We start from the raw sequence: 19708 nt of genomic DNA, 5'->3' as shown, positions 1-19708 counted from the left end.
CTTTGTACTTTAGAAGAGGTCGTCCTGTGTCGCAATCGACCATATGAGACACCTGTTGTAGCGATCGGGACACGCGTCCGGCGTCGTCGGCGCCGGACGCTCAGCGCGCCCGGAAGATTCCCGGGGTGAGCCCGGTCGTGCGCCGGAAGGCCGCGCCGAACGCGCTCGCCGACCGGTAGCCCACCTGCTCCGCGACGGCCTCGACGTCCCAGCCCCGGGTGAGCAGGGCGATCGCGTGCTGCGCGCGGACCGCCGCCACCCAGCGTGCGAAGCTCATGCCCGTCTCGGCATTGAACGCGCGGGTGATCGTGCGGGGGCTCACGCCGAGCGCGGACGCCCAGTCCGCGAGCGTCCGTGGGTCACCCGGATCGTCGCGTACCGCCTCGGCGACCGGGCGCAGCAGGGCGGACGTGGGTACGTGCAGGAGCAGTTCGCGCGGCGACGGTGCGAGCACGTCGAGCACCAGCACCTCGGTGGCCGCCCGCGAGTGGTCGGGGAGAGCGGGATCGCCGTCGCATTCCCTCACCCTAAACGGCGGTCGGATGCGCGACGGCTCCCTAGCAGGCAATGCCATTTGCCTAGAGAGCCTAGGTAGTCGCATAATCGATTCAGGCTTATGGAGGGATGGTCATGGTGAGAGCTGGGCTGACAGCGGAACGTCTGACACTGGCCGGCGCGGAACTGGCCGACCAGGTCGGTTTCGAGAAAGTGACCGTCTCGGCGCTCGCCCGGCGGTTCGGTGTCAAGGACGCGAGTCTGTACTCGCACCTGAAGAACTCCCAGGACCTCAAGACCCGGATCGCTCTGCTGGCCCTGGCGGAACTCGCCGACCGGGTCGCCGCCGCCCTGGCGGGACGGGCGGGCAAGGACGCCTTGGCGGCCTTCGCGAACGCCTACCGCGACTATGCCCGGGAGCATCCCGGCCGCTACGAAGCGGCGCGGCTCAGGCTCGACCCGGAGACGGCGGCCGCCAGCGCCGGCGGCAGACACGCGCAGATGACGCGGGCGATCCTGCGCGGCTACGACCTGACGGAGCCGGACCAGACCCACGCGGTCCGGCTGCTGGGCAGCGTCTTCCACGGCTACGTCAGCCTGGAGATGGCCGGAGGCTTCAGCCACAGCGCCCCCGACTCGGGGGAATCCTGGTCACGGGTACTGGACGCGCTCGACGCCCTGCTCCGGAACTGGCCCGCACCATGAACCCGCCCGTCACGGCAGCCACGGGCCGCGGACGCACTCGTCGGACACCCCTCGGACCACCGGATCAACAGGCGGAGAAATGACCACAGAACACACCGGGATCACCCCGTCCATCAGCACGCCCATCACCGCGGACATCCTGCGCGGTGCCCTCGACCTGGAACACACCGCGCATGGCGTACTGCCGCACCGGCTGCCCGCGCGGGCCCGCGCCCAGTACTCCGACGCACAGCTCGACATGGTCGAGTCCCAGCCCTCCGGCGTCCGCCTGGCCTTCCGTACCGGCGCCACCGTCATAGAACTGGACGTGCTGCCCACCAAGCGGGTCTACGTGGGCGCCCCGCCCCGCCCCGACGGCGCCTACGACCTGCTGGTCGACGGCCGCCCGGCCGGCCGGGCCAGTGTGACCGGCGGCAGCACCCTGACCATCGACATGGCCACGGGGACCGCCGAGCACCGGCCCGGCCCCGTCGGTACCCTCCGCTTCGACGGCCTGTCCGGCGGCATCAAGGACATCGAGATCTGGTTGCCGCACAACGAGACCACCGAACTCGTCGCCCTGCGCACCGACGCGCCAGTCGAGCCCGCACCGGACCGGGGCCGCAAGGTATGGCTGCACCACGGCAGTTCGATCAGCCACGGCTCCGACGCCGCGAGCCCCACCACGACGTGGCCGGCGCTGGCCTCCTCCCTCGGCGGTGTGGAGCTGATCAATCTGGGTCTGGGCGGCAGCGCCCTGCTGGACCCGTTCACCGCGCGCGCCCTGCGGGACACCCCGGCCGACTTCATCAGCGTCAAGATCGGTATCAACCTGGTCAACAGCGACCTGATGCGCCTGCGCGCCTTCACACCCGCCGTCCACGGCTTCCTCGACACCATCAGAGAAGGCCACCCCGCCGCGCCGCTGCTGGTCGTCTCGTCCATCCTGTGCCCCATCCATGAGGACACCCCGGGCCCCAGCGCGCCGGACTTCAGCGCCCTCAGCGAGGGGAAGCTCCGGTTCCGGGCCACGGGCGACCCCGAGGAACGGGCCGCCGGGAAGCTGACGCTCACCGTCATCCGGGACGAACTGGCCCGCGTCGTGCGGCAGCGGGCGGCCGAGGACCCGAACCTGCACTACCTGGACGGCCGCGACCTCTACGGCGAGGCCGACGCCGCCGAGTTGCCGCTGCCCGACCAACTCCACCCGGACGCCGCCACCCACCACCTCATCGGTGAGCGCTTCGCCCGACTGGTCTTCGCGTCCCCCGGACCCTTCGCGGACCGCGGCGCCGCCTGAGGCATCTCAGCATCATGTCAGCGAAATCTCAGGCCGGTTCGGCAGAATCATCAGTACCGAAGGGAACGGGGGAGACCCCGCCCCGGAGGTGGGGAGAGGTACCCGAAGCGGCCCAACGGGGTTCTGGGGAAACCCGGATCGGGTGAAAGCCCTCGCAGGTTCGAATTCTGCCCTCTCCGCACAACGACGGCCCGGCCGCCGCCCGATGAGGCCGGCGGCCGGGCCGCGGGCATGCGGGGAGGCGAGGCGCGGAAGCCGACGCGACACCTCCGTGCGTGATGCGGCGACGCAGCCGGCCCCCCAACACAGCTCGTCGGGCATCGGTCACAGACAACGGCGGGGGAAGGTCTTCGGCCCGGGACGACTCATACCGAACCAACGACGAATCTCCGACTCAGGTCAGTCGCCGAGGACCCGCTCCCACAGCAGCGCGTCCCGCCAGCTCCCGTCCAGAAAGATCGAGGAGTGCGCGACACCGTACGGGCTGAACCCGTTGCGGCGCAGTACCCGCTGCGACGGCAGATTCTCCAGATTGGTGGACGCCTCGGCGCGGTGCAATCCGAGTTCGTCCGTCATCACCCGCAGTACAAGCCCGACGGCGTGCCCGGCGTGCCCCTGATTCTGGGCGACGCTGGCGATCCAGTATCCGAGGGAGCCGCGGCGCAGGTGCGGCTGCGGCACGATGCCTCCGACGGTGACCTGCCCGATCACCTGGTCGTCGGCGAGCACCACGCCCGGCCAGACCGAGCCGGCCCGATAGCCGGCCAGCAGCTTGTCGATCCGCTCCGCCTGGCCCTCCGGGGTGAAGAAGTCGGCCGGCTGGGCCGGTTCCCACGCCCGGAAAGCCTCGAAGTCCCGCACCCGATGCGCGGCTATCGGGGCGGCGTCGGTGGGCTCGATCAGGCGGATCCTGGTGCCGCTGCGCATGGGCTGATCCTCGTCGCGGTGCGTGGGATGAGACGACCAGCCTATGCGAGGGGTGCCGGCGCCGCCGCACCTACGCCCGCCGGAGGATCGAGTCCGGTCGTCCTCGGTGGTGGCGATGATGACGTTCTCGAACTCTGTGCCGGAGTTGTTGTCGGTGGTCTTGGGGCTGATGCGGGTGCAGGCGACGCCCGAGTCGGAGCCGCTGGCGGAGGAACTGTCGCTTTCGCCGCTGTCGGCGGAGGGGGTCGCAGAGCTGCTGGCGGCTGACCAGCAGGGTTGCCGAGGGGTGGAGATCGATTCCCACATCGGCAGTGATCGCTTCCCATGTCGGTCCGAGGGGCTGTGTCAGGTGCTCACAGGAGGACGGGCGGGGCGTGGCGGGCCTGCCTGGCGATGATGTCAAGGACGCTCTGAGCAGCCTCGGGGCACGCGACGGCAAACCGGTCGTAGTCGGTGAAGGAAAGGATCAGGCCACGAACGTGTTCTGCATGAACTCGATTCCGGGAGGATCAGCTTTTCCGGCCCTCGACGTCGATGCGCTCCTTGTCTCACGCCGGTAGTTGTCCAGCAGCCGGAAGAACTCCTCAATCGGCGACTCGCCGTCAGGCGTGGTGCGTTCGATCTCAGCGGCCCAGTTGAGGGAGCTGGCGATCCCGCGTTGCTCGTGAAGCCAGTTGGTGAAAGCGCCTCCGGGCGCGAGGTCGAAGGGTTCGTCGATCGCATGTACGCCGAGCGCCGCCTCGTAGCCGATGAGCATGCTCTGCAAGTGGTGGAGTGAGCCGCCGGGCAACCACAATCCGGGCCGTAGACGGATCTGTTCCAGGATGGACCACCACCAGGGCGAGCCCGGCCGAGCCGGTCCGGTCCGCCCCAGTGAGCCCCGCAGCCTGCGGCCGGGTACCTGCGCCTGGTACGGGTTCACGACGCCGTGATCCGACCCTGGGTTCAGAGAGCGGGATCGTCGTGCGACCAGCCGGGCATGGCCAGATCGTCGTCGCGATGCAGCCACACTGGCCGCTGCCCGGACGGCGGTGAGGCGAGGACCCTCAGCTGCTGCGGGCGATATTCGTCGCGCGCGTCCTCGATGCTGAAGCCCGCCGAGGCAAGGATCGCGGCCATCGCCTGCATCATCGCGGCCCTGACCGCGCTGGAATGCCACAGGACCGGGTCGTCCAGTTGCTTCAGTCCGAACGCGCGGACCGCGCAGTCCCGCAGGCGAGGGCTCGCCTGCCAGGCCACGAATACGCCGCCCGCCGCGTCGGCTCCCTCGTCGATGTCCACCTCGGCGCCGCCGGCCAGGACGGGCATGAGCCCCGACGCGAACACGGGCAGGCCCGCGGCGGCCAGCTCGTTGCGGACCTTCCAGGCGAGCGACTCCAGGGACGCGGCCTCTTCAGCACTCACTCGTTCGAACACTCGCTCAATCTAGTGCACTGACCGGGATGGTTCAGCGGGTTGAGAGGCGGGCTGGTCTCGGTCGAGGTAGCGGCGAAATCCCTGGGCAAGTGGCCGGAAGCCGCAGGCTCGGTAGAACGTGTGCGCTTCCTGTCCGTCGGCTGCCAGGAGCTGGATCTTGTAGCAGCCGGTGGACCCGGCGAGCCGCGCGGTGGCGTCCATCAATTGCCGGCCGACACCGCGCCGACGATGGGTGTTGGCGACCACGACATTCTCCACGACCAGGATTGAACGTCCGCCGCGAGTTAGGTTCGGCAGGACCACGCAGTCCGCGGTGCCGACCGGTGTGCCGTCCAGGTCCGCGACCAGCACGGTCCGGCCTTGCTGATGGCGAACAGCCGCCCAGATGCTTCTCGCGGACTCTGCCGGCAACGGCGCGTCGTCTGGGTTCAGCTCTGCGTAAAGCGCCAGCAGTGCGTGCAGGTCGGTCTCAGCTGCCGGTCGGATGGTAATCGGCATACGCCCGAGCCTATAAACGGTCCGGGTGTTGGCGCCGGTGACGGGCTCAGGCTGCGCTGGGTAGGAGTCTTCCCCCAGCGGATTCCCTGGAGACACGTCGGCCCTCGCCGTTCCCCTGGCCACAAAGGGACAAGCTCGAACCCGGTCCGCCACAGCAGTCCGAACGGGTGTGTCAGTGCTTGCCCTTACTCTTCCGCCATGGGAAACGCACCAGGTCAGGACAGTGGACGCTGCTACGCATGGCAGGCTTTGTTGCAGCAGTGGAGTGACGAGTGGCTCGACCCCGTGCTGCATGAACAGGAGCGGGCGGAGCCGTTCTCCGAGGAAGTGCGCAGGGCTCGATGGCTGGGTGCCGCCGGAGCCACCAGCGAGGAACTCGACGCGCTCGAACAGCGCCTGGGCACGGCTCTGCCGACGAGTTACCGGCAGTTCCTGCTGACCAGCAACGGCTGGCTCAACACAACCCATGACATCGAACGGATCCTGCCGTTCGAGGAGGTTGGATGGACCCGGGACCTTGACCCGCAACTCGTTTCCGGCTGGATGGACGGATACAGGGACGCAGGGATTCAAGTGGGTGACGAGGAGTACTTCCTCTACGACGAGCCCCAGGACCCGACCTCACTCCGCCCCGAATACCTGCCACACACCCTGAAGATCAGTCACACCCCGAATGCCACTGATGTGTACCTTCTCAACCCCTGCGTGGTCACCGCAGATGGGGAGTGGGAAGCCTGGTATCTCGCCCACTGGCTGCCCGGCGCCGTCCGCTACCAATCCTTCTGGGACCTGATGAATGGCGAGTACAGGAGCTTCCATGACGAATCGTGAGAGCCACGGGTGACTGGGCCGAGGGGCAAGGGCGGAGGTTGAGCCGCTGGACTGGACTGCGATCTCACCGTGACAGATGTTGACTCGCCAGCTGCCGGACGCCGCGGCGTGGACAAGCCGCGGGTGCATCCGTACCGCGTCGAGGACGACGGCCGCCGCGCGGGAGCACGGGGTGTCCCGTCAGCCAGTCGAGGCAGGCGTCTTGTGCAGGTCACGGTCACCAGACTGTACCTTCGAGTCGCGTCCGGCCGACCGGAGCAACCGGGCCGCCGCCTCGGGAGTGCACAGCTTCCCGGTCTGCTTTACCGAGACGGCCCAGTATGGTGTGACCGGTGTGGGTTTCGTGCGGTCGGTTCGGGGGATGCCGAGCCAGGGCCCCGGCCACGGACCAGCGCTTCCGCCGAATGCCACGTCTCGCAGGTCCTGGCGGGACCAATGTGTAGTACCAGGCGCCAGGGTGACAGATCACCGGCCCGTCGAGAACCTCGGCCAAGAAACCGGTCCCAACGTCTCCTTCAACGGTTTTGTCATGGCGTCGAGTTCCCGACCTCAGTGTGACCTTTCGCCGACCGTGTACGTCTTCTCACCGTGGCGGTCGCCACCCCATACTCCCGGATCGAACCCGGTGGTGGCCGTAACGGCCGACCGGAGGGCAAGAACCAGTGCTAGGCGATCGACAATCAACATGGGAGTGGGGCACGGTGGAATCAGCGACAGTCACCGCGGCGGCTGCGGGCACCTGGAAGCTCGGCGATCTGGAGGTGAACCGGCTCGGGTTCGGCGCGATGCGGCTGACCGGTAACGGGATGAGAGGGAATTCCGACGGCGCCCCGATCGACCGCGAACTCGCGGTCGGGATTCTACGGAGCGCGGTCGAGCAGGGTGTGAACCACATCGATACCGCCGCGTTCTACTTCTCACCATTGCGCTCCGCCAACGAATTGATCAACCGGGCGTTGGCGCCGTACCCCGACGATCTGGTCATCGTCACCAAGGTCGGACCGGGCCGAGATCCATCAGGTGAATGGCTGCCCATGGCCGGGCCGGAGCAACTGCGCGGGCAGGTTGAGGAGAACCTGCGTCAGCTCGGCCGGGACCACCTCGACGTCGTCAACCTGCGCTGGACCGGCGGCGTGTCGATCGCCGAGCACTTCGGCGCGTTGGCTGAGCTGCGGGAGGCCGGGCTTATCCGCCACCTGGGCTTGTCCGATGTCACGCCCGAACATCTCGCCGAGGCCCAGACCATCGCGCCCGTGGTCTGCGTGCAGAACGCATATGGCCTGGACCGGCGACTCGCGGACGCCAACGGTCTGTTGGACAGCTGCCGCCGGCAGGACATCGCCTTCGTGCCGTTCTTCGCGATCTCGGGCCAGCGACGCGAGGCACCCGCCGACGCCAGCCGCGACGACGACCCGCTTCATGAGGTTGCGCGCGCACAGGGCGCGACACCCGCGCAGGTTCGACTGGCCTGGACGCTGCATCGCGGGCCGAACGTGCTGGCGATCCCGGGCACCTCCGACCCCGCCCACCTGGCAGAGAACATCGCCGCCGGCGCGCTGCGCCTGTCCCAGGCCGACCTGGACCGCCTGGAGGCACTGACTCCCCCGTGCCCTGTCACGTAGTCCCACACCCCAGGCTCCGCCGTCGACCGGGGCGGACATCCCTAAGACGGCGGAAACCTGCACGTCTTCGAACGGGCCTTCCGGGGTGGCTTCGAGCCGTGGCCAATCGACCCTGATTCCGGCGCGCTCGGCAAGAACGGGAACGGTGGCGGTGAAGCCCTCGGAGAGTGCGAGGAATATGGCGTGGTTCGCTCTTCGGTGCCGCGCCAGACGAGCGTTGACAACGAGAGCCTGTGGAACCCGTCCAATGGCGCAAGTACGGGATGAACGTGCAGGTCCTGGCAGACCCGTTCGGTCGACTGCTGTGAGCATCAACCGCGTTGCCCGGTGCGGTCCACGGGAGACGCTCTCCGCAGGCCAGCAAGCGGCGAACCGATCCCACGCAAAGATCCGAGCCTTCGCCGAGCAGGCCATGGCACCCCTGAAGACCTGGCGGCTCCTGCGCAAGATCCGCTGCCCGACGACCCGCATCACCAACCTCGTCCACGCCGTCCTCACCCTGCACCACACCAGCTCCATCACAAGGTGAAGACGCACCCGCAGGAACTCACAGCCGTGGAAGACTGAGGCGTATGCGAAGGTGGAACGCACGAGGAGCAGCATCCTGGGTGGGCCCGTTGGTGCTGCTGGCCGTCGGCTGCTCGACGTCGACCTCACCCCAGCCGGATTCGCCATCGTCCTCGGCAAGTTGGCCGGACACTTCTGACACGACGAACGTGGCCTGCCCCGACACCGCGCCGGTCCCTCCCGACTCCCTACCCGCCGCCGTGGATGACTTCGACAAGAAGAGCGAGTGGTACGGCACTGATGACCTGTGGGTGGCCAAACCCCGCCTCCTGGATCACACGGACGAACGCGAAGCGAGGTACCGCGCGAAGTACGCGTCGATAACGCTCGACGCTCAGGGGCGGGTGACTGACCAGAAGGGCGCCCCGCGTGTCGAGGCCGAACGCCTGAACCGATCCGGCACCGCGCGCGGCAGTACCGGTGGATTTGCCACCGGCGACGGCGACCGGCAGTGGTGGCCGACGGCCATCGACTTCCCCGAGCCCGGCTGCTGGCAGGTGACCGAGACACTCGGCTCCACCGAAGTCCGTTTCACCGTGCATGTCGCAGCACGCTGAGCGAGTCCGTGCTCAGGATCGGGGTGCCTGACGGACCGCCCGGGGGACGTCTCGTGTCGACTACGGGCGCTGTCCAAGCCCGCACACGGAACCGTGTCATGGGGAGGACAGAGGAGTTACCGGCGGTCGGATGAGACCTGTCGTCGGGAGAGGACCAGCCTGCGTCGCTCTCGGTCGACTACGACGACGACCGTGACCTCCTCGCCGACCTGGACGACATCCGGCCGAGCGTCCACGGACGTCCCTGTGGGCTCTCGTAGGGGGCCGTCGTCCAGAGCCACGAACACCCCGAACCGTTCGATCGCTGTGACGGTGCCGGAAAGGATCTCGCCGCAATGCAGTGATTCCAGGAACGCCCAGAGCTCCGGGTTTTGAGACGGTTCGCCCATGCTGCCCAGTCTTTCATGATGGGCTGTGCCCTGGCCGGGAGGTGTGGTCACACTGCGGTCTTGAGGAGGCGTCGTCCCCAGCGGATGCCCTTCTCGCCGCGGATGCGAGCGTGTTTATTGCGCTGGGCGGCGAGTACGCCGGGGAGAAGCACAGTACGACCTCGTTCTTCTTCGCCCAGCGGCGAATGCCCGCGCGGGAGTAAGCAGGACTGGGTTCCGCAATACCACAGAGCCGCCGTGCCCTCGACCGACCGGACGTACAGGTGGTCACCTGCACGGACGCCCTACCTGGTCACCGGATCACGCGGCGTGCCGTCGACCCGCCCGGACTGGAGACCCAGTTCCTCCGTGGCGCCGCTGAGGACACTGCTGTTGGTGTCATGTCACATGGAGACAGGCAATGCGCGCAGGCTCCTGTTGCGCAGTGATGTAGTCCACTGCAACTTGCTGACAGGGCCGGCCAGCGACAGCTTTGGAAACCGGCACACCAGACTGGTCACAGCGATCTCGTTCTCCAGGCGGGCGAGGGACGCACCAGGGCAGTAGTGGGGGCCGTGGCCGAAGGCGAGGTGCCCACGAGGGTCGCGCCCGGGGTCGAAGGTCTCGGCTGCGGCGAACCGGTCTGGATCGCGATTGGCCGAGGCCCAGGCCAGCCAGACACGTTCCCCCTTGCAGACGGACGCGTCGCCGATCCGCATGTCCTGGGTGGCGAACCGCCGGACGGCCAGCATCGCCGGGGAGTTCCAGCGCAGCGCCTCTTCCGTGACCCGGTCCATGGCCAGCTTTCCGCCGCGCACAGCGGCGAGGTGAGCCGGGTGGGAGAGGAGGGCCAGTACGGTGGTGGAGATCAGGGCGGCGGAGTTGTGGTAGCCGCCGAAGAGGAGCAGGAAGGCCATGGCCACCAGTTCGGCGCTGCTCAGGCGGGGGCCGTCTTGGTGGGTGTGTTCGTTGATGAGCGCGGACAGCAGGTCGTCGCCGGGAGCGTCGCGTTTGCGGTCGATGAGTCCGGCGAGGAAACGGTGCATCTCCCTCATGGCTTTACGTGACTGCACGGCGGCGTCGGGTGCCGGGCTGAGCAGTGTGTCTGTCCAGCCGCGGAAATCCGGGCGGTCGTTCTCCGGGATGCCCAGCAGGTCGCTGATCACCGTGAGTGACAGAGGCATGGCCAGGTCGGTCACGATGTCGGCGTGGCCGCCGCGTGCGGCCAGTTGGTCCAGCAGGTGGTCAGTGGCTGTCTGAACGGACTTCCTGAGCCGCTCGGTTCGCCGTTGAGTGAACGCGCTGTTGACCAGATGGCGGAGCCGGGTGTGGGCAGGGGGGTCGGTGTTGAGCAGGTGCGCGTCCAACTCGGGCGGCATCGAGTCACCGTGGCGGCCGGCGGTCCGCGCGTGGTCCTTGTTGACAGAGAGCCCCGGGTCCGCTGCCGACGCGCGTACGTCCTGGTAGCTGGTGACCAGCCAGACCGGCGCTCCGTCCGGGGCAAGAGCCCGCAGGGATGCGGCTGTGCGGCGCAGGGCGGCGTACGAGGCGTGGGGATCAGCCTGGAAGGACTCGTCGAGGAGCACGGGGGGCCGGGTGCCGGACATGGGCGTGATTGATTCCTCGTCGGCTCGAAGGTGAGGTGATGTCGTCGGTGAGGATGTGTGCCGGGCCGCGCGTTGCGGACCCCGGACGCGCGACATACCGTCTGCGCGGCCCGGGGCGGAGCCGCCACCTGGCGATTCAGGATGCTGTCACGCGGTGGACAAGGTGCCGCAGCCGTTCGTCGAGCAGCTTCGCTGGGTCCGGAGCGCACGTGGCGAGCGCGATCATGCTCGCCACGACGACATCGCACAGCTCCTTGTGGACATCGTCCCAGGTGTGCGATGCGCCCTTGCGCGGATTGGCCCCTGTCGCGCCGTGCATCGCCTCGGCGACCTCGCCGACTTCCTCGCTGATCTTCAGTACGCGCCACAGCCGTACATCCCCCGTCAGTTCCGGGTTGGCGTTCGCGTCCAGCCAGCGCCGCAATTGTTCCACGCGAGGCCAGATGGTGTCTCCCATGAGCGGTTTCCCGGATTCGTCCGCGGTGTCGTCCTGCCCCCAGAACTCCCGCATCCAGCACAGGATGTCCCGCATGATGTGGTGGTTCTGGTTCGGGCGCAGCGCGCCGTACTGGAAGAACATGACGCCCTCGCTCGGCCAGCCGAGCATCGTGAGCCGCCTCTCCACCTCGCCGTCGCCGCGCACAGGGTGGAAGTCCTCGGTCAGGTCGAGGCCGCCGGGGGCGAAGTCCGGTGCGTCGACACCGGGGTTGAGCCACGTACGGACGAGTCCGCGCCTCAGCAGATTCGGGTAGAGCGGAAGGACGTCGTTCGCGGCGTCGAAGGGATGGACGCGGGAGTCGACCAGGATGTCGACGGGGAGCACGGCGCCCGTGACGCCGCCGCGCACCACGAAGCGCCCGCTCTCCTCGTCCGGCGCCACGGAGGCCTGCGGGCCGGCCGATACGTCGACGAGGCCGTGCCGGATCAGGGCGCGGATCTTCTCCATGACCTCAAGCGCGGATCCGTTGCACAGCCGGTTCAGGTGGCGCATGAAAACGTCGAGGAAGTCACGGTGCGACGCGGCACGCAGTCCGCCGAAGTCGACCGCGACGGCTATGACGTGCCGCAGGTCGCGCCAGACGCCGTCGGCCGTCGCCTTCGCCGGGTTGGACAGATTGCCCTGGACGGCCCAGCGGCGGTCCAGGTCGAGGAAGTCGAGCATCGCCGCCCGGTACTCCCCGGGCGTGGCGAAGGAACCGCGCTCGATCGGACGGATCAATCGCTCCCAGGAGAAGCGCTGGCCGGCGATGCTCTTCGGGTGGAGCCACGGGGACTCCGCGGCTGCCACGGCTGCCGCGAATCCCACGGGGTCGTCGGACCACGCGGCGACGGCAACGGCCTGCTCGGGGCCGAAGATCACCTCCAGGACACGGTGCAGCGCCCCTTCCACGTCCCAGTCGCGCTCCTTGGCGTCGGTGAGTCTCAACTCCCCGGACAGGACCGCGTCGAGCGTCTCCGCGGCTTGGTCGACGAGGACCTCCAGCGGGGCGAGGAGGCGCTGTACGGATGTGTCGGACGCGGCGCCACCGCCGCCGTCGGCGAGGAAGGTCTCGTACTCGGGCCGGGCCGCCCTTTCGAGGCGGCGGCCGAAGTCCTCACCCAGCAAGGTGGTGTAGTACACCTGCGCCATTTCCAGCGTCATCACCGGGAAGACATGATCACGGAAGTCGAGCTGGCGCTGCTCGCGGTCGCCGATCGTGACGGGCCGGCCCGCGGTCCGGCGCAGCCGGTGGACCGCGTCCTCGGTGAGGAAGACGCCCCGGTGTTCGAGTTTCCCGGTGTCGCGCTCCTTGGCGTTGAACGGGCGGGTGAAGGTGAACAATCCGGAACGGCTGAACATGACGATGGAGTCGGGTTCCCGGCCGGACGCCCGGTACGCGAGGGTGCCGTCCGGCTGCTCCGTGAAGACCCCGCCCCTGCCCTCGGTCAGGTGCAGGATGACATCGATGCCGGTGAGACCCATACCGGCACAGCCGACGGTGCTGCCGGGACCGGCCTGGCCGGGCGCGAAGGCGTTCTCCAACGGATAGACGGAGGGGACGAAGGCAGCCTGGTGGCGCTCGGCGAACCGGGACCACTCGGCCTGCCGCGGGTATCGAGCCGGGTCGCTGGAGGAGTGCCCGGTCAGCATGAGCACATGGTCGGCGTCGATGACGCGCTCGCCGTCGCCGCAGAGCACCCCGAGTCTGCCGCCCGCCATAACGTTTCGGCGAGTCCTCTGCGGCCAGGTCGAAGACGGGGTCGCCGGTCTCCTCGTACCTGGCGCGACACCATTCGTGCAGAGTGGGGCGGTCCTCCCGTGGCAACAGCGGTCCGGCGCCCACGACGCTCTCGTCGGCCGCGAACGCCACTTGCCCGGCGATCCGGTTGAGGACGCTGGTGGCCGGCTGGCCGGGACTGTGGACCTGACCGGCGCCGAACTGCCCTGCTCGGTCGAAGATATGGATGTCGAGGGGCACCGGCCCCGCGGCCGCCTTCGCCGTAGCGGCGAGTCGGTCCAGCACATAGGTGCAACTGGGGCCGCCGCCCACGATGGCGAGTCGGTTGGCACGCATACGGTGGGTCTCCTTGAGCAGAGTGAGTGGGGGCATCCCGGATCGCCCCGGTCAGACGTTCAGGCCGGCGTACGTGGCGACCACTCGGCCGCAGTGGGGAGCGAGGAAGCCCGCGACGCCGACGCTGTCAAGGCGACGACCGGGACAGGAGGCCTCCGCGCCCCGCCGGTGTGGACAGCCGGGGCACGGTGGAGACGACCCGGTCGACCACATCGTCGAGAGGTTCCCCGGCATCGACGGTCAGCCATCCGAACCGCTCGGACCAGTGGTCGAGCACAGTGGGTATGCGGTTCTGGTGGGTCAGAAATCTGTCCTGCGAGCACTCCGGGTCCATCCCGCACTCGTACGGGACGACATCACGCCCGGCCTTCCGCTCCCAGGCGTGCTTGGGGTCGAGCCGCAGGTAGATGACCTGTTCGGACCGGGGGAGGCCGGAGATGACACCTTCGACCCAGGCGCTGTCCAGGCCGTAGACGATCTCGCTGGCGGCGTGTTTCATCCAGTACCCGTCGAGCAGCGTGATCGCGTCGGGCCGAACCGCCTCCGGCGAACGGCCCAGGAGCGCATGGGAGATGGACCAGATCAAGAAGAGGAAGCGGGACGTGCTCGGCATCTCCGCGACACAGTGCCGGGTGTGGTGTACGTCGGGTCCCATGAACAGGGTCGTCGGGTAGCCGGGGTTGTCGATGATGTCCCAACGGTCCACCCGCTCGACCCTCGTACCGGCCGCGAACAGCCGCTCGGCGGCGAGCCGGGAAACGGTCGACTTGCCGGCGCCGTCGGAGCCCACCAGTGAGACGATCACGCGGCACCGCCCCGGAGACACACGGCGGTGCTGCTGACGCGCTCGAACTCGCGGGATAGGAGAGCCACGTAGCGCATGTCCCCGTATCCGGTGGCGCGGTCGGCGACGGCCGGCTCAGCGGTGAGCGTCGTCGGCGCCAGGGGCGAGGACGCACTGCGGCGGGGTAAGCCGTGACGGGGCATGTGTCTGACAATCCGTTCTCAAGGCCATGTCGTCTGATGGGGGGCGCGTCGACCACCGGTTACCGGCCGCGGAAGCGGCGACGTCGTCGTCCGCCGGCTGATCGATGACTCGATGAGCGGAGAGCCCTCCCAGGTCGTCGTGGAATCTAATCGCGTTCGTCCGGCGATCACAGTTGTGGACGTTCGTGAACCGTTTCGTGAAGCAAGTGTGTCGACATGTTGGATCAGGGTGGACGCAAGCGTTATCCAGCGCTGTTCTCGCAGGTCAGCAACGGTGTGCGGCTGCGGGAGATGTCGCTTGCCACGCCCGGACGGCGGGTTGGGGGAGCGCTCCTGACTGCTCGTCACACGTGAGCGATGGAGCCTCACTTGTTTGCCTCGACAGTCCGGACGAAGCCTCGTCGGGGGCCTCGGAAGGCGGTCGCCAGCGGGACTTCGCAACGGCTCGTCCAGAATCGTCCGGTGCCCAAGGACATCTCTCCCGACCTTCTCGTGGCCGACTCGGACCCTGCCTGGGCCACCCGCGGCAAGGCGCTCACCGACAGACTGCACGAACTGCTCGCACCGCTCGCGCTGCACGTCGAACACATCGGCAGTACCTCGGTTCCCGGCATGGCGGCCAAGCCCGTGTTCGACGTACAGGTCAGCGTCCGCGATCTCCAGGAGGCGCAGGGCGCGTTCGACGGGCCGCTGGCCGGCCAGGGGTTCGAGCTCGCGCCGTACCGTCAGGATCACGTCCCGGCCGGCAGCGATGACGATCCGGCGCGCTGGACCAAGCGGCTGTGGGTCCGGCGCGGCCACCAGGAACCGGATGTCAACCTCCATGTCCGGGTGGCCGGTTCGCCCAACGAACGGCTGGCTCTTCTCTTCCGCGACTGGCTGCGCGCCCACCCCGAGGCGGTTCCGGCCTACGCGCGCTTCAAACAGGTGCTCGCCGGGGCCGTCCCCGACCTCGCCACCTACGCCGATGTCAAGGATCCCGTCGTCGATCTCGTCGTCGCCGTCGCCGAACCCTGGGCGCGGGAGACGGGCTGGCGGCCGTCCACGACGATGGCGGCAGGCCGGGCTCCCGCCGGGTCTGACCTCGGGGCCCCGGCCCTCGGGGTCCCCGTTGACCCCCGCCGTCCGGCCGTGCCCCTTCACGGCTGGTCCGGCCCACCACCGTACGAAGCGGTCCAGGCCACCCACTGCGCCACCGCGTTGGTGGCGTAGCAGCCGGAGGGCAGGAAGAGGGCGAGTTCGCAGGCGTAGCGGCCCGGTGTGACGGTGTCCTCGCCCGTACGGTCCACCCGCACCCGGGTCTGCACCACCGTCGGGCGCAGGCCCTGGGTGCGGCGGATCTCCCCGTCGGACCAGCGGTGGCGCTCGTAGGGCAGCGCCGTGGCCTCCCTGAGCAGGGCCAGCACATCGTCCCGGTGAGTGGCGAAGGCGTAGGGGATGCCCTCACGAACGGTCTCGTCGAGCGGGTGGCGGCTGATCTTCCGCAGAAGCGCGGTCAGTTGGTTGTTCCAGACGTACGAGGCGTGCGCGCACAGGTAGAAGGCCAGGACCCGGGGGTCGATCCGGTCGAAGAAGCCGGACGCCGGTCCGGTGAAGCGCCGGGCGCGTTCCGCCTCCGGGGACTTCGACTCCCGGACGAGGCCGAGCGCGGTCCCGTGGTCCTTCTTCAGCAGGGCGCGGCCGATCTGGTGGGTGGTCCTCGGACCCCCCGCCACACCGAATCGCTGGGTGTCGTAGTAGTTGACGAAGAACAGGTCCCCGGCGCGCTCGCCGAGCGCGGCGACCGTCCTCACGAACCCGGCGCTCAGCCCGCGCACGATGATCCGGAAGCCGTTGCCCTCCAGATGCCCGACGCGCAGGCCCCGGTCACCGTACCCGTGGTGGGAGAGTCGCATGGTGCGTTCGCCGGAGGCATGGCGGTGGTTGAACTCGGCTATGCCGTCAGGCGAGAGTCCGCCCCGGCACGCGAGATGCTGCTCGGTGACGGCGTCCTCGTCCTTCAGCCCCGCCGTCGAGAGATCGGAGGCGGGGACACCGCAGACCGCGGCGATCCGTTCGACCGCCTCGAAGGTGGTGAATCCGCGCTTGCGCAGCCGCAGATACTGGAAAGGGCCGTCCTCGTCGTCCCGTACGGGCAGGACCATGCTCTCCTGGACCACGAAGTCGGTGTCGCGAGCCTTGAGAATGGGGTGCTCCACAGTCACTCCGTTCCTTTCGTCCCGCCTGATCCGCCCGGACCGGGGCGGTGCGGGGCAGATGGTGGGGTGGTGAGGGCCGGTGGTGGTACGGGCCGGTGTGCGCCGCCACGCAGCAGTGACGACGCGGTGGCGGCCAGACACAGGCCGAGCAGAACCAGCAGCGCCATGCGATGGTGCCCGACGAGAGCGGCCGGGCCGCCGGTCGCCGCGGGAAGCGGCGAGCCGAGGCCGTCCGGCCCGCCGGGGCCGGACGTCCCGTGACCGGCGACCAGCGCCAGGGCCACGACCGAACTGATCAGATAACCGGCGTTCTGGAGTATGGACCGTACGCCGTTGGCGATGCCGCGCCGGTGCGCCGGTACCAGCGACATCAGTTCGCCGGTGTTCGGCACTCCGAACAGGCCGGCGCCGACGCCGGTCAGGAACAGCCCCAGCCCGATGAGGCCGGCCGGTGCCGGCGGCCCGAGCGACAGGGCCAGTACCAGCAGCGCGATCCCCAGCGCGGACAATGCCGTGCCCGCGCTGGCCAGCAGCCGCGCCGGATGACGGGTGGCCAGCCGTCCGGCCGCCGGCGAGGCGAGCATGGCTCCGACGGACATCAGCATGACCTGGAACCCGGCGGACAGGACGTCCAGATGCTCAACTGTCTGGAGGTACAGGGACATCACCAGGACGACGGAGAAGTACGACATCGCCCTCAGGAAGGCGGCCAGCAGCGCCATCGCGCGGCGCCGGTCACGGAACAACCACGGGTCCACCAGCGGGTGCCGTTGCCGTCTCTGGACGAGGGGGAGTACGAGGAGGGCGGACAGCGACACGGCCGGGGCTCAGCAGCCGGGTTCAGACCGTCAACGCGCGGCAGAACCCGTTCCTCCACACTCTGCTGCGGCGTTTCCACGAGGAGACGGGCTGCCCGATGCTGCTCAACACCAGCCTCAACATCAAGGGCGAGCCCCTGGTCAACACCACCGAGGACGCGGACCGCTTCGGGGAGCTCCATGGCATCCCCGTCCTGTGACGCGCCGCACGGGCGACCGCTCCGGCGGGTCGTCGTCCTCGGCAGCCCCGGCAGCGGCAAGACCGCCTTCTGCCATCTGCTCGCCGTCACGACCGCCCTGCCGCTCTACCACCTCGACGACCTCTACTGGTCCCCGGGCTGGTCCCGGCCGGGTGAGGAGGAATGGGCCCACCGTGTCCGCGCCCTGTGCGACCTCCCGCGGTGGATCGCCGACGGCAACTACGCCGACAGCACCGAACCCCGCGTCCGCGCCGCCGATCTCGTCGTGCTCCTCGACCGTCATCCGCTCCTGTGCGCGGTGGCCCTGGTGCGCCGCAGTCTGCGGCTACGGCGCTCGGCCCGCGCTCCGGAGGGCGTTCGGGGGACACCGCCGGACGGCGGGCGCGGACGGCGCCGGCCGCGCGAGGCTCGCGGACCGGAGTACGTACCGCGCGGGCTCCGGGAATCCGGCGACCCCCCGGTGCTCAGCGTGACCGCGCTGCTCCGCAAGGCGCTGTTCTTCCGGCGCCGGGATCTGGTCGTCATCCATGGTGTGCTGGGGCGCACCGGCACCCCCGTCCGTCGCTGCCGCACCCGGCGCCAGGCGGCGGCCCTGCTCGCCGACCTCGGCGGGCCGGGCCCGTGCCCGTCGGCGGCGCCGGGGGAGACGCGCGGCGCCGGCTCCGTGGACGGCGGACTGTTGCTCGGCCCTGAGCCGCGCGACCGTCAGCAGGCAACCCCTCAGTCGGCACGCCCCCAGCCGGCAGCCCCTCAGCGGGGCGGCCCGTCCCCAACGCTCACCATCAGCCCCTGCACCTGCCCGGCCTCCGCTCCCGCGACGTCCCTCTGGAGGAGCACATGACCACCGCATCCGCCTCGGCTCCGGGTCGTCCCGACCTCCCGGGCCGTCCCGCGGCCTCGCCGAGATCGCCGACATCGTCACCCCCTTCGCCGTACGGGCGGCGGCCACCCTCCGCCTCGCCGACCACATCGCCGCCGGACACACCCGGCTGCCCGAGCTGGCCGAGGCGGCCGGCGCCGACGCCCAGGCCCTCGCCAGACTGCTGCGCTTCCTCACCTGCCGCGACATCTTCGCCGAGCCGGAACCCGGCACGTACGCGCTCACCGGACTGGCCCGGGAACTCCTCGCGGACCACCCGGCCAATCTGCGTCAGTGGCTGGACGCCGACGAGGTGGCCGGCCGGCTCGACTCCACCTTCCCCTCTCTGGTGGACGCGGTCCGGTCCGGAGCCCCCGTCCACGAGAAGGTCCACGGCGCCCCGTTCTGGGCGGACCTGGGCGCGTCGTCCGCGCGGACCGCCTCGTTCGACCGGCTGATGGCCCAGGTCTCCCAGTCCACCCGGGGAATCGGCACCGCTTACGGCTGGTCAGGAGTCCACTACGTCATCGACGTCGGCGGAGGCAGCGGCGCCCTGCTCCGGGAGATTCTCCAGGCTCATCCGCATCTGCGCGGCACCGTGGCCGACCAGGCAGGTTCCGTGACCGAGGCACGCCGCTACCTCGCCACGCACGGCCTCGGCGATCGCGCGGACGCGCAGGTCCACGACATGTTCGACTACCTCCCGGCCGGTGCGGACGCGTATCTCCTCTCCCGTGTCCTCGCCGACTGGGACGACGAGAGTGCCGTGCGGATCCTGCGCACCTGCGCCGCGGCTGTCCCCGACGGTGGCCGGGTACTGGTCGCCGAGCGGGTGCTCCCGCGCGAGCCTGCGCCCGGTACGCCGGAAACCGCCGAGGACGTGGCCGAGACCCGTCGGCTGACCTCGCACGATCTGCGCATGCTCGTCCTGCTGGGCGGCAGGAAGCGTTCGGTGGCGGACTACGCCCGGCTCGCCGGGCGGGCCGGGCTGGGCCTGCGCGCGTCCGGCCGCCTGCCGGGGGGAGCCACCGTCATGGAGTTCCGTCTTGCGGGGACCGCCCCGTGAGGGGGCGGTGCGGGTGATCCGGCGGTGAGTTGGTTCCGGCACCACGTGCGTCGTCCAGCCTCGGACAACGCGGCCCCCTCCCTGACTCCGCCCGGCTCGTACTCCGCTTCGAGTTCGCTCCACCTGCTACCGCAAGGGGCAAGACGCTCGGCC

19 protein-coding genes and 7 pseudogenes are annotated in these 19708 nt (G+C 69.4%); 13 read left to right on the top strand and 13 right to left on the bottom strand.

Annotated elements, in window-relative coordinates; translation table 11 throughout:
- Positions 1-100 precede the first annotated feature (100 nt).
- Positions 101-499: pseudogene (locus ACFRKB_RS09135) on the bottom strand (helix-turn-helix transcriptional regulator); the annotation flags it as partial.
- Between the two features lie 131 nt (positions 500-630).
- On the opposite strand from ACFRKB_RS09135, the gene ACFRKB_RS09130 reads away from it, so the two are divergent.
- The 3 genes and pseudogenes from ACFRKB_RS09130 (at position 631) to ACFRKB_RS09120 (ending at position 2658) form a co-directional block, all read left to right on the top strand.
- The gene (locus ACFRKB_RS09130; RefSeq protein WP_383104558.1) at positions 631-1200 is read left to right on the top strand and encodes a TetR/AcrR family transcriptional regulator; all 570 of its coding nucleotides are present in this window, start codon (positions 631-633) and stop codon (positions 1198-1200) included.
- Between the two features lie 79 nt (positions 1201-1279).
- Positions 1280-2479: a GDSL-type esterase/lipase family protein gene (locus ACFRKB_RS09125; protein ID WP_383104556.1), complete on the top strand. Its 1200-nt coding sequence runs from the start codon at positions 1280-1282 to the stop codon at positions 2477-2479.
- 92 nt (positions 2480-2571) lie between these two features.
- Positions 2572-2658: pseudogene (locus ACFRKB_RS09120) on the top strand.
- A 220-nt stretch (positions 2659-2878) separates the two neighbouring features.
- Here the strand turns inward: ACFRKB_RS09120 and ACFRKB_RS09115 are convergent.
- Positions 2879-3406, bottom strand: coding sequence for a GNAT family N-acetyltransferase (locus ACFRKB_RS09115; protein WP_383104554.1), 528 nt, complete (start codon positions 3404-3406; stop codon positions 2879-2881).
- Positions 3407-3512: 106 nt separating this feature from the next.
- Between ACFRKB_RS09115 and ACFRKB_RS09110 the strand changes: the two genes are divergently transcribed.
- Positions 3513-3803: a hypothetical protein gene (locus tag ACFRKB_RS09110; RefSeq protein WP_383104552.1), complete on the top strand. Its 291-nt coding sequence runs from the start codon at positions 3513-3515 to the stop codon at positions 3801-3803.
- 69 nt (positions 3804-3872) lie between these two features.
- Here ACFRKB_RS09110 and ACFRKB_RS09105 read toward each other — a convergent pair whose 3' ends face one another.
- The 3 genes from ACFRKB_RS09105 to ACFRKB_RS09095 all read right to left on the bottom strand — a co-directional run bounded on the left by ACFRKB_RS09105 (position 3873) and on the right by ACFRKB_RS09095 (position 5320).
- A complete protein-coding gene (locus tag ACFRKB_RS09105; RefSeq protein WP_383104551.1) occupies positions 3873-4163 on the bottom strand; it encodes a hypothetical protein in 291 nt (96 codons plus the stop codon).
- A gap of 188 nt (positions 4164-4351) precedes the next feature.
- On the bottom strand, positions 4352-4822 hold the full coding sequence (locus ACFRKB_RS09100) for a hypothetical protein (RefSeq protein ID WP_383104549.1): 471 nt from the start codon (positions 4820-4822) through the stop codon (positions 4352-4354).
- 9 nt (positions 4823-4831) lie between these two features.
- Positions 4832-5320: a GNAT family N-acetyltransferase gene (locus ACFRKB_RS09095; protein WP_383104547.1), complete on the bottom strand. Its 489-nt coding sequence runs from the start codon at positions 5318-5320 to the stop codon at positions 4832-4834.
- 198 nt (positions 5321-5518) lie between these two features.
- Between ACFRKB_RS09095 and ACFRKB_RS09090 the strand changes: the two genes are divergently transcribed.
- Together ACFRKB_RS09090 and ACFRKB_RS09085 are read left to right on the top strand one after the other, a co-directional pair.
- On the top strand, positions 5519-6151 hold the full coding sequence (locus ACFRKB_RS09090) for an SMI1/KNR4 family protein (protein ID WP_383104545.1): 633 nt from the start codon (positions 5519-5521) through the stop codon (positions 6149-6151).
- 701 nt (positions 6152-6852) lie between these two features.
- Positions 6853-7773: an oxidoreductase gene (locus tag ACFRKB_RS09085; protein ID WP_383104543.1), complete on the top strand. Its 921-nt coding sequence runs from the start codon at positions 6853-6855 to the stop codon at positions 7771-7773.
- 114 nt (positions 7774-7887) lie between these two features.
- Here the strand turns inward: ACFRKB_RS09085 and ACFRKB_RS09080 are convergent.
- Positions 7888-7983: pseudogene (locus ACFRKB_RS09080) on the bottom strand (DUF6086 family protein); the annotation flags it as partial.
- A gap of 41 nt (positions 7984-8024) precedes the next feature.
- Between ACFRKB_RS09080 and ACFRKB_RS09075 the strand changes: the two are divergent.
- Positions 8025-8302, top strand: a pseudogene (locus ACFRKB_RS09075) (transposase family protein); the annotation flags it as partial.
- Between the two features lie 79 nt (positions 8303-8381).
- Positions 8382-8897, top strand: coding sequence for a hypothetical protein (locus tag ACFRKB_RS09070; protein ID WP_383104541.1), 516 nt, complete (start codon positions 8382-8384; stop codon positions 8895-8897).
- A gap of 116 nt (positions 8898-9013) precedes the next feature.
- Here the strand turns inward: ACFRKB_RS09070 and ACFRKB_RS09065 are convergent, their stop codons facing one another.
- The 5 genes and pseudogenes from ACFRKB_RS09065 to ACFRKB_RS09045 all read right to left on the bottom strand — a co-directional run bounded on the left by ACFRKB_RS09065 (position 9014) and on the right by ACFRKB_RS09045 (position 14232).
- Positions 9014-9286: a S1 RNA-binding domain-containing protein gene (locus tag ACFRKB_RS09065; RefSeq protein WP_383104539.1), complete on the bottom strand. Its 273-nt coding sequence runs from the start codon at positions 9284-9286 to the stop codon at positions 9014-9016.
- A gap of 383 nt (positions 9287-9669) precedes the next feature.
- Positions 9670-10872, bottom strand: coding sequence for a cytochrome P450 family protein (locus tag ACFRKB_RS09060; protein ID WP_383104537.1), 1203 nt, complete (start codon positions 10870-10872; stop codon positions 9670-9672).
- Positions 10873-11008: 136 nt separating this feature from the next.
- On the bottom strand, positions 11009-13072 hold the full coding sequence (locus tag ACFRKB_RS09055; protein WP_383104535.1) for a hypothetical protein: 2064 nt from the start codon (positions 13070-13072) through the stop codon (positions 11009-11011).
- Positions 13073-13106: 34 nt separating this feature from the next.
- Positions 13107-13427: pseudogene (locus ACFRKB_RS09050) on the bottom strand (FAD/NAD(P)-binding protein); the annotation flags it as partial.
- Positions 13428-13554: 127 nt separating this feature from the next.
- Complete coding sequence (locus ACFRKB_RS09045) at positions 13555-14232, bottom strand: nucleoside/nucleotide kinase family protein (RefSeq protein WP_383104534.1); 678 nt, start codon at positions 14230-14232, stop codon at positions 13555-13557.
- A 644-nt stretch (positions 14233-14876) separates the two neighbouring features.
- Here ACFRKB_RS09045 and ACFRKB_RS09040 point away from each other — a divergent pair.
- Positions 14877-15626 carry a GrpB family protein gene (locus ACFRKB_RS09040; protein WP_383104533.1) on the top strand — a complete coding sequence of 250 codons (750 nt, stop codon included), beginning with the start codon at positions 14877-14879 and terminating at the stop codon, positions 15624-15626.
- Here the strand turns inward: ACFRKB_RS09040 and truD are convergent.
- Positions 15554-16612: a tRNA pseudouridine(13) synthase TruD gene (truD, locus tag ACFRKB_RS09035; protein WP_383104531.1), complete on the bottom strand. Its 1059-nt coding sequence runs from the start codon at positions 16610-16612 to the stop codon at positions 15554-15556. The two genes, ACFRKB_RS09040 and truD, sit on opposite strands and share 73 nt — an antisense overlap.
- 2 nt (positions 16613-16614) lie before the next feature.
- Positions 16615-17430, bottom strand: coding sequence for an MFS transporter (locus tag ACFRKB_RS09030; protein ID WP_383104530.1), 816 nt, complete (start codon positions 17428-17430; stop codon positions 16615-16617).
- 20 nt (positions 17431-17450) lie between these two features.
- On the opposite strand from ACFRKB_RS09030, the pseudogene ACFRKB_RS09025 reads away from it, so the two are divergent.
- The 4 genes and pseudogenes from ACFRKB_RS09025 to ACFRKB_RS09015 form a co-directional block, all read left to right on the top strand.
- A pseudogene (locus ACFRKB_RS09025) lies at positions 17451-17630 on the top strand (carbamoyltransferase C-terminal domain-containing protein); the annotation flags it as partial.
- Positions 17611-18471, top strand: coding sequence for a P-loop NTPase family protein (locus tag ACFRKB_RS09020; protein ID WP_383104528.1), 861 nt, complete (start codon positions 17611-17613; stop codon positions 18469-18471). The pseudogene ACFRKB_RS09025 and the gene ACFRKB_RS09020, both read left to right, overlap by 20 nt.
- 7 nt (positions 18472-18478) lie before the next feature.
- Positions 18479-18748 (top strand): annotated as a pseudogene (locus ACFRKB_RS38930) (methyltransferase family protein); the annotation flags it as partial.
- 54 nt (positions 18749-18802) lie between these two features.
- Positions 18803-19555 carry a methyltransferase gene (locus ACFRKB_RS09015; RefSeq protein WP_383104526.1) on the top strand — a complete coding sequence of 251 codons (753 nt, stop codon included), beginning with the start codon at positions 18803-18805 and terminating at the stop codon, positions 19553-19555.
- Positions 19556-19708: the final 153 nt, after the last annotated feature.

The organism is Streptomyces scopuliridis (assembly GCF_042790125.1).
Taxonomy (GTDB): Bacteria; Actinomycetota; Actinomycetes; order Streptomycetales; family Streptomycetaceae; genus Streptomyces; species Streptomyces scopuliridis_A.
This window is presented reverse-complemented; position numbering and strand designations above follow the sequence as displayed.

Coding starts and splice junctions, on each gene's coding strand:
- ACFRKB_RS09130 (WP_383104558.1), top strand. CDS start 631: ATGGTGAGAGCTGGGCTGACAGCGGAACGTCTGACACTGGCCGGCGCG.
- ACFRKB_RS09125 (WP_383104556.1), top strand. CDS start 1,280: ATGACCACAGAACACACCGGGATCACCCCGTCCATCAGCACGCCCATC.
- ACFRKB_RS09115 (WP_383104554.1), bottom strand. CDS start 3,406: ATGCGCAGCGGCACCAGGATCCGCCTGATCGAGCCCACCGACGCCGCC.
- ACFRKB_RS09105 (WP_383104551.1), bottom strand. CDS start 4,163: ATGCTCATCGGCTACGAGGCGGCGCTCGGCGTACATGCGATCGACGAA.
- ACFRKB_RS09095 (WP_383104547.1), bottom strand. CDS start 5,320: ATGCCGATTACCATCCGACCGGCAGCTGAGACCGACCTGCACGCACTG.
- ACFRKB_RS09090 (WP_383104545.1), top strand. CDS start 5,519: ATGGGAAACGCACCAGGTCAGGACAGTGGACGCTGCTACGCATGGCAG.
- ACFRKB_RS09065 (WP_383104539.1), bottom strand. CDS start 9,286: ATGGGCGAACCGTCTCAAAACCCGGAGCTCTGGGCGTTCCTGGAATCA.
- ACFRKB_RS09060 (WP_383104537.1), bottom strand. CDS start 10,872: ATGTCCGGCACCCGGCCCCCCGTGCTCCTCGACGAGTCCTTCCAGGCT.
- ACFRKB_RS09055 (WP_383104535.1), bottom strand. CDS start 13,072: ATGGCGGGCGGCAGACTCGGGGTGCTCTGCGGCGACGGCGAGCGCGTC.
- ACFRKB_RS09020 (WP_383104528.1), top strand. CDS start 17,611: ATGGCATCCCCGTCCTGTGACGCGCCGCACGGGCGACCGCTCCGGCGG.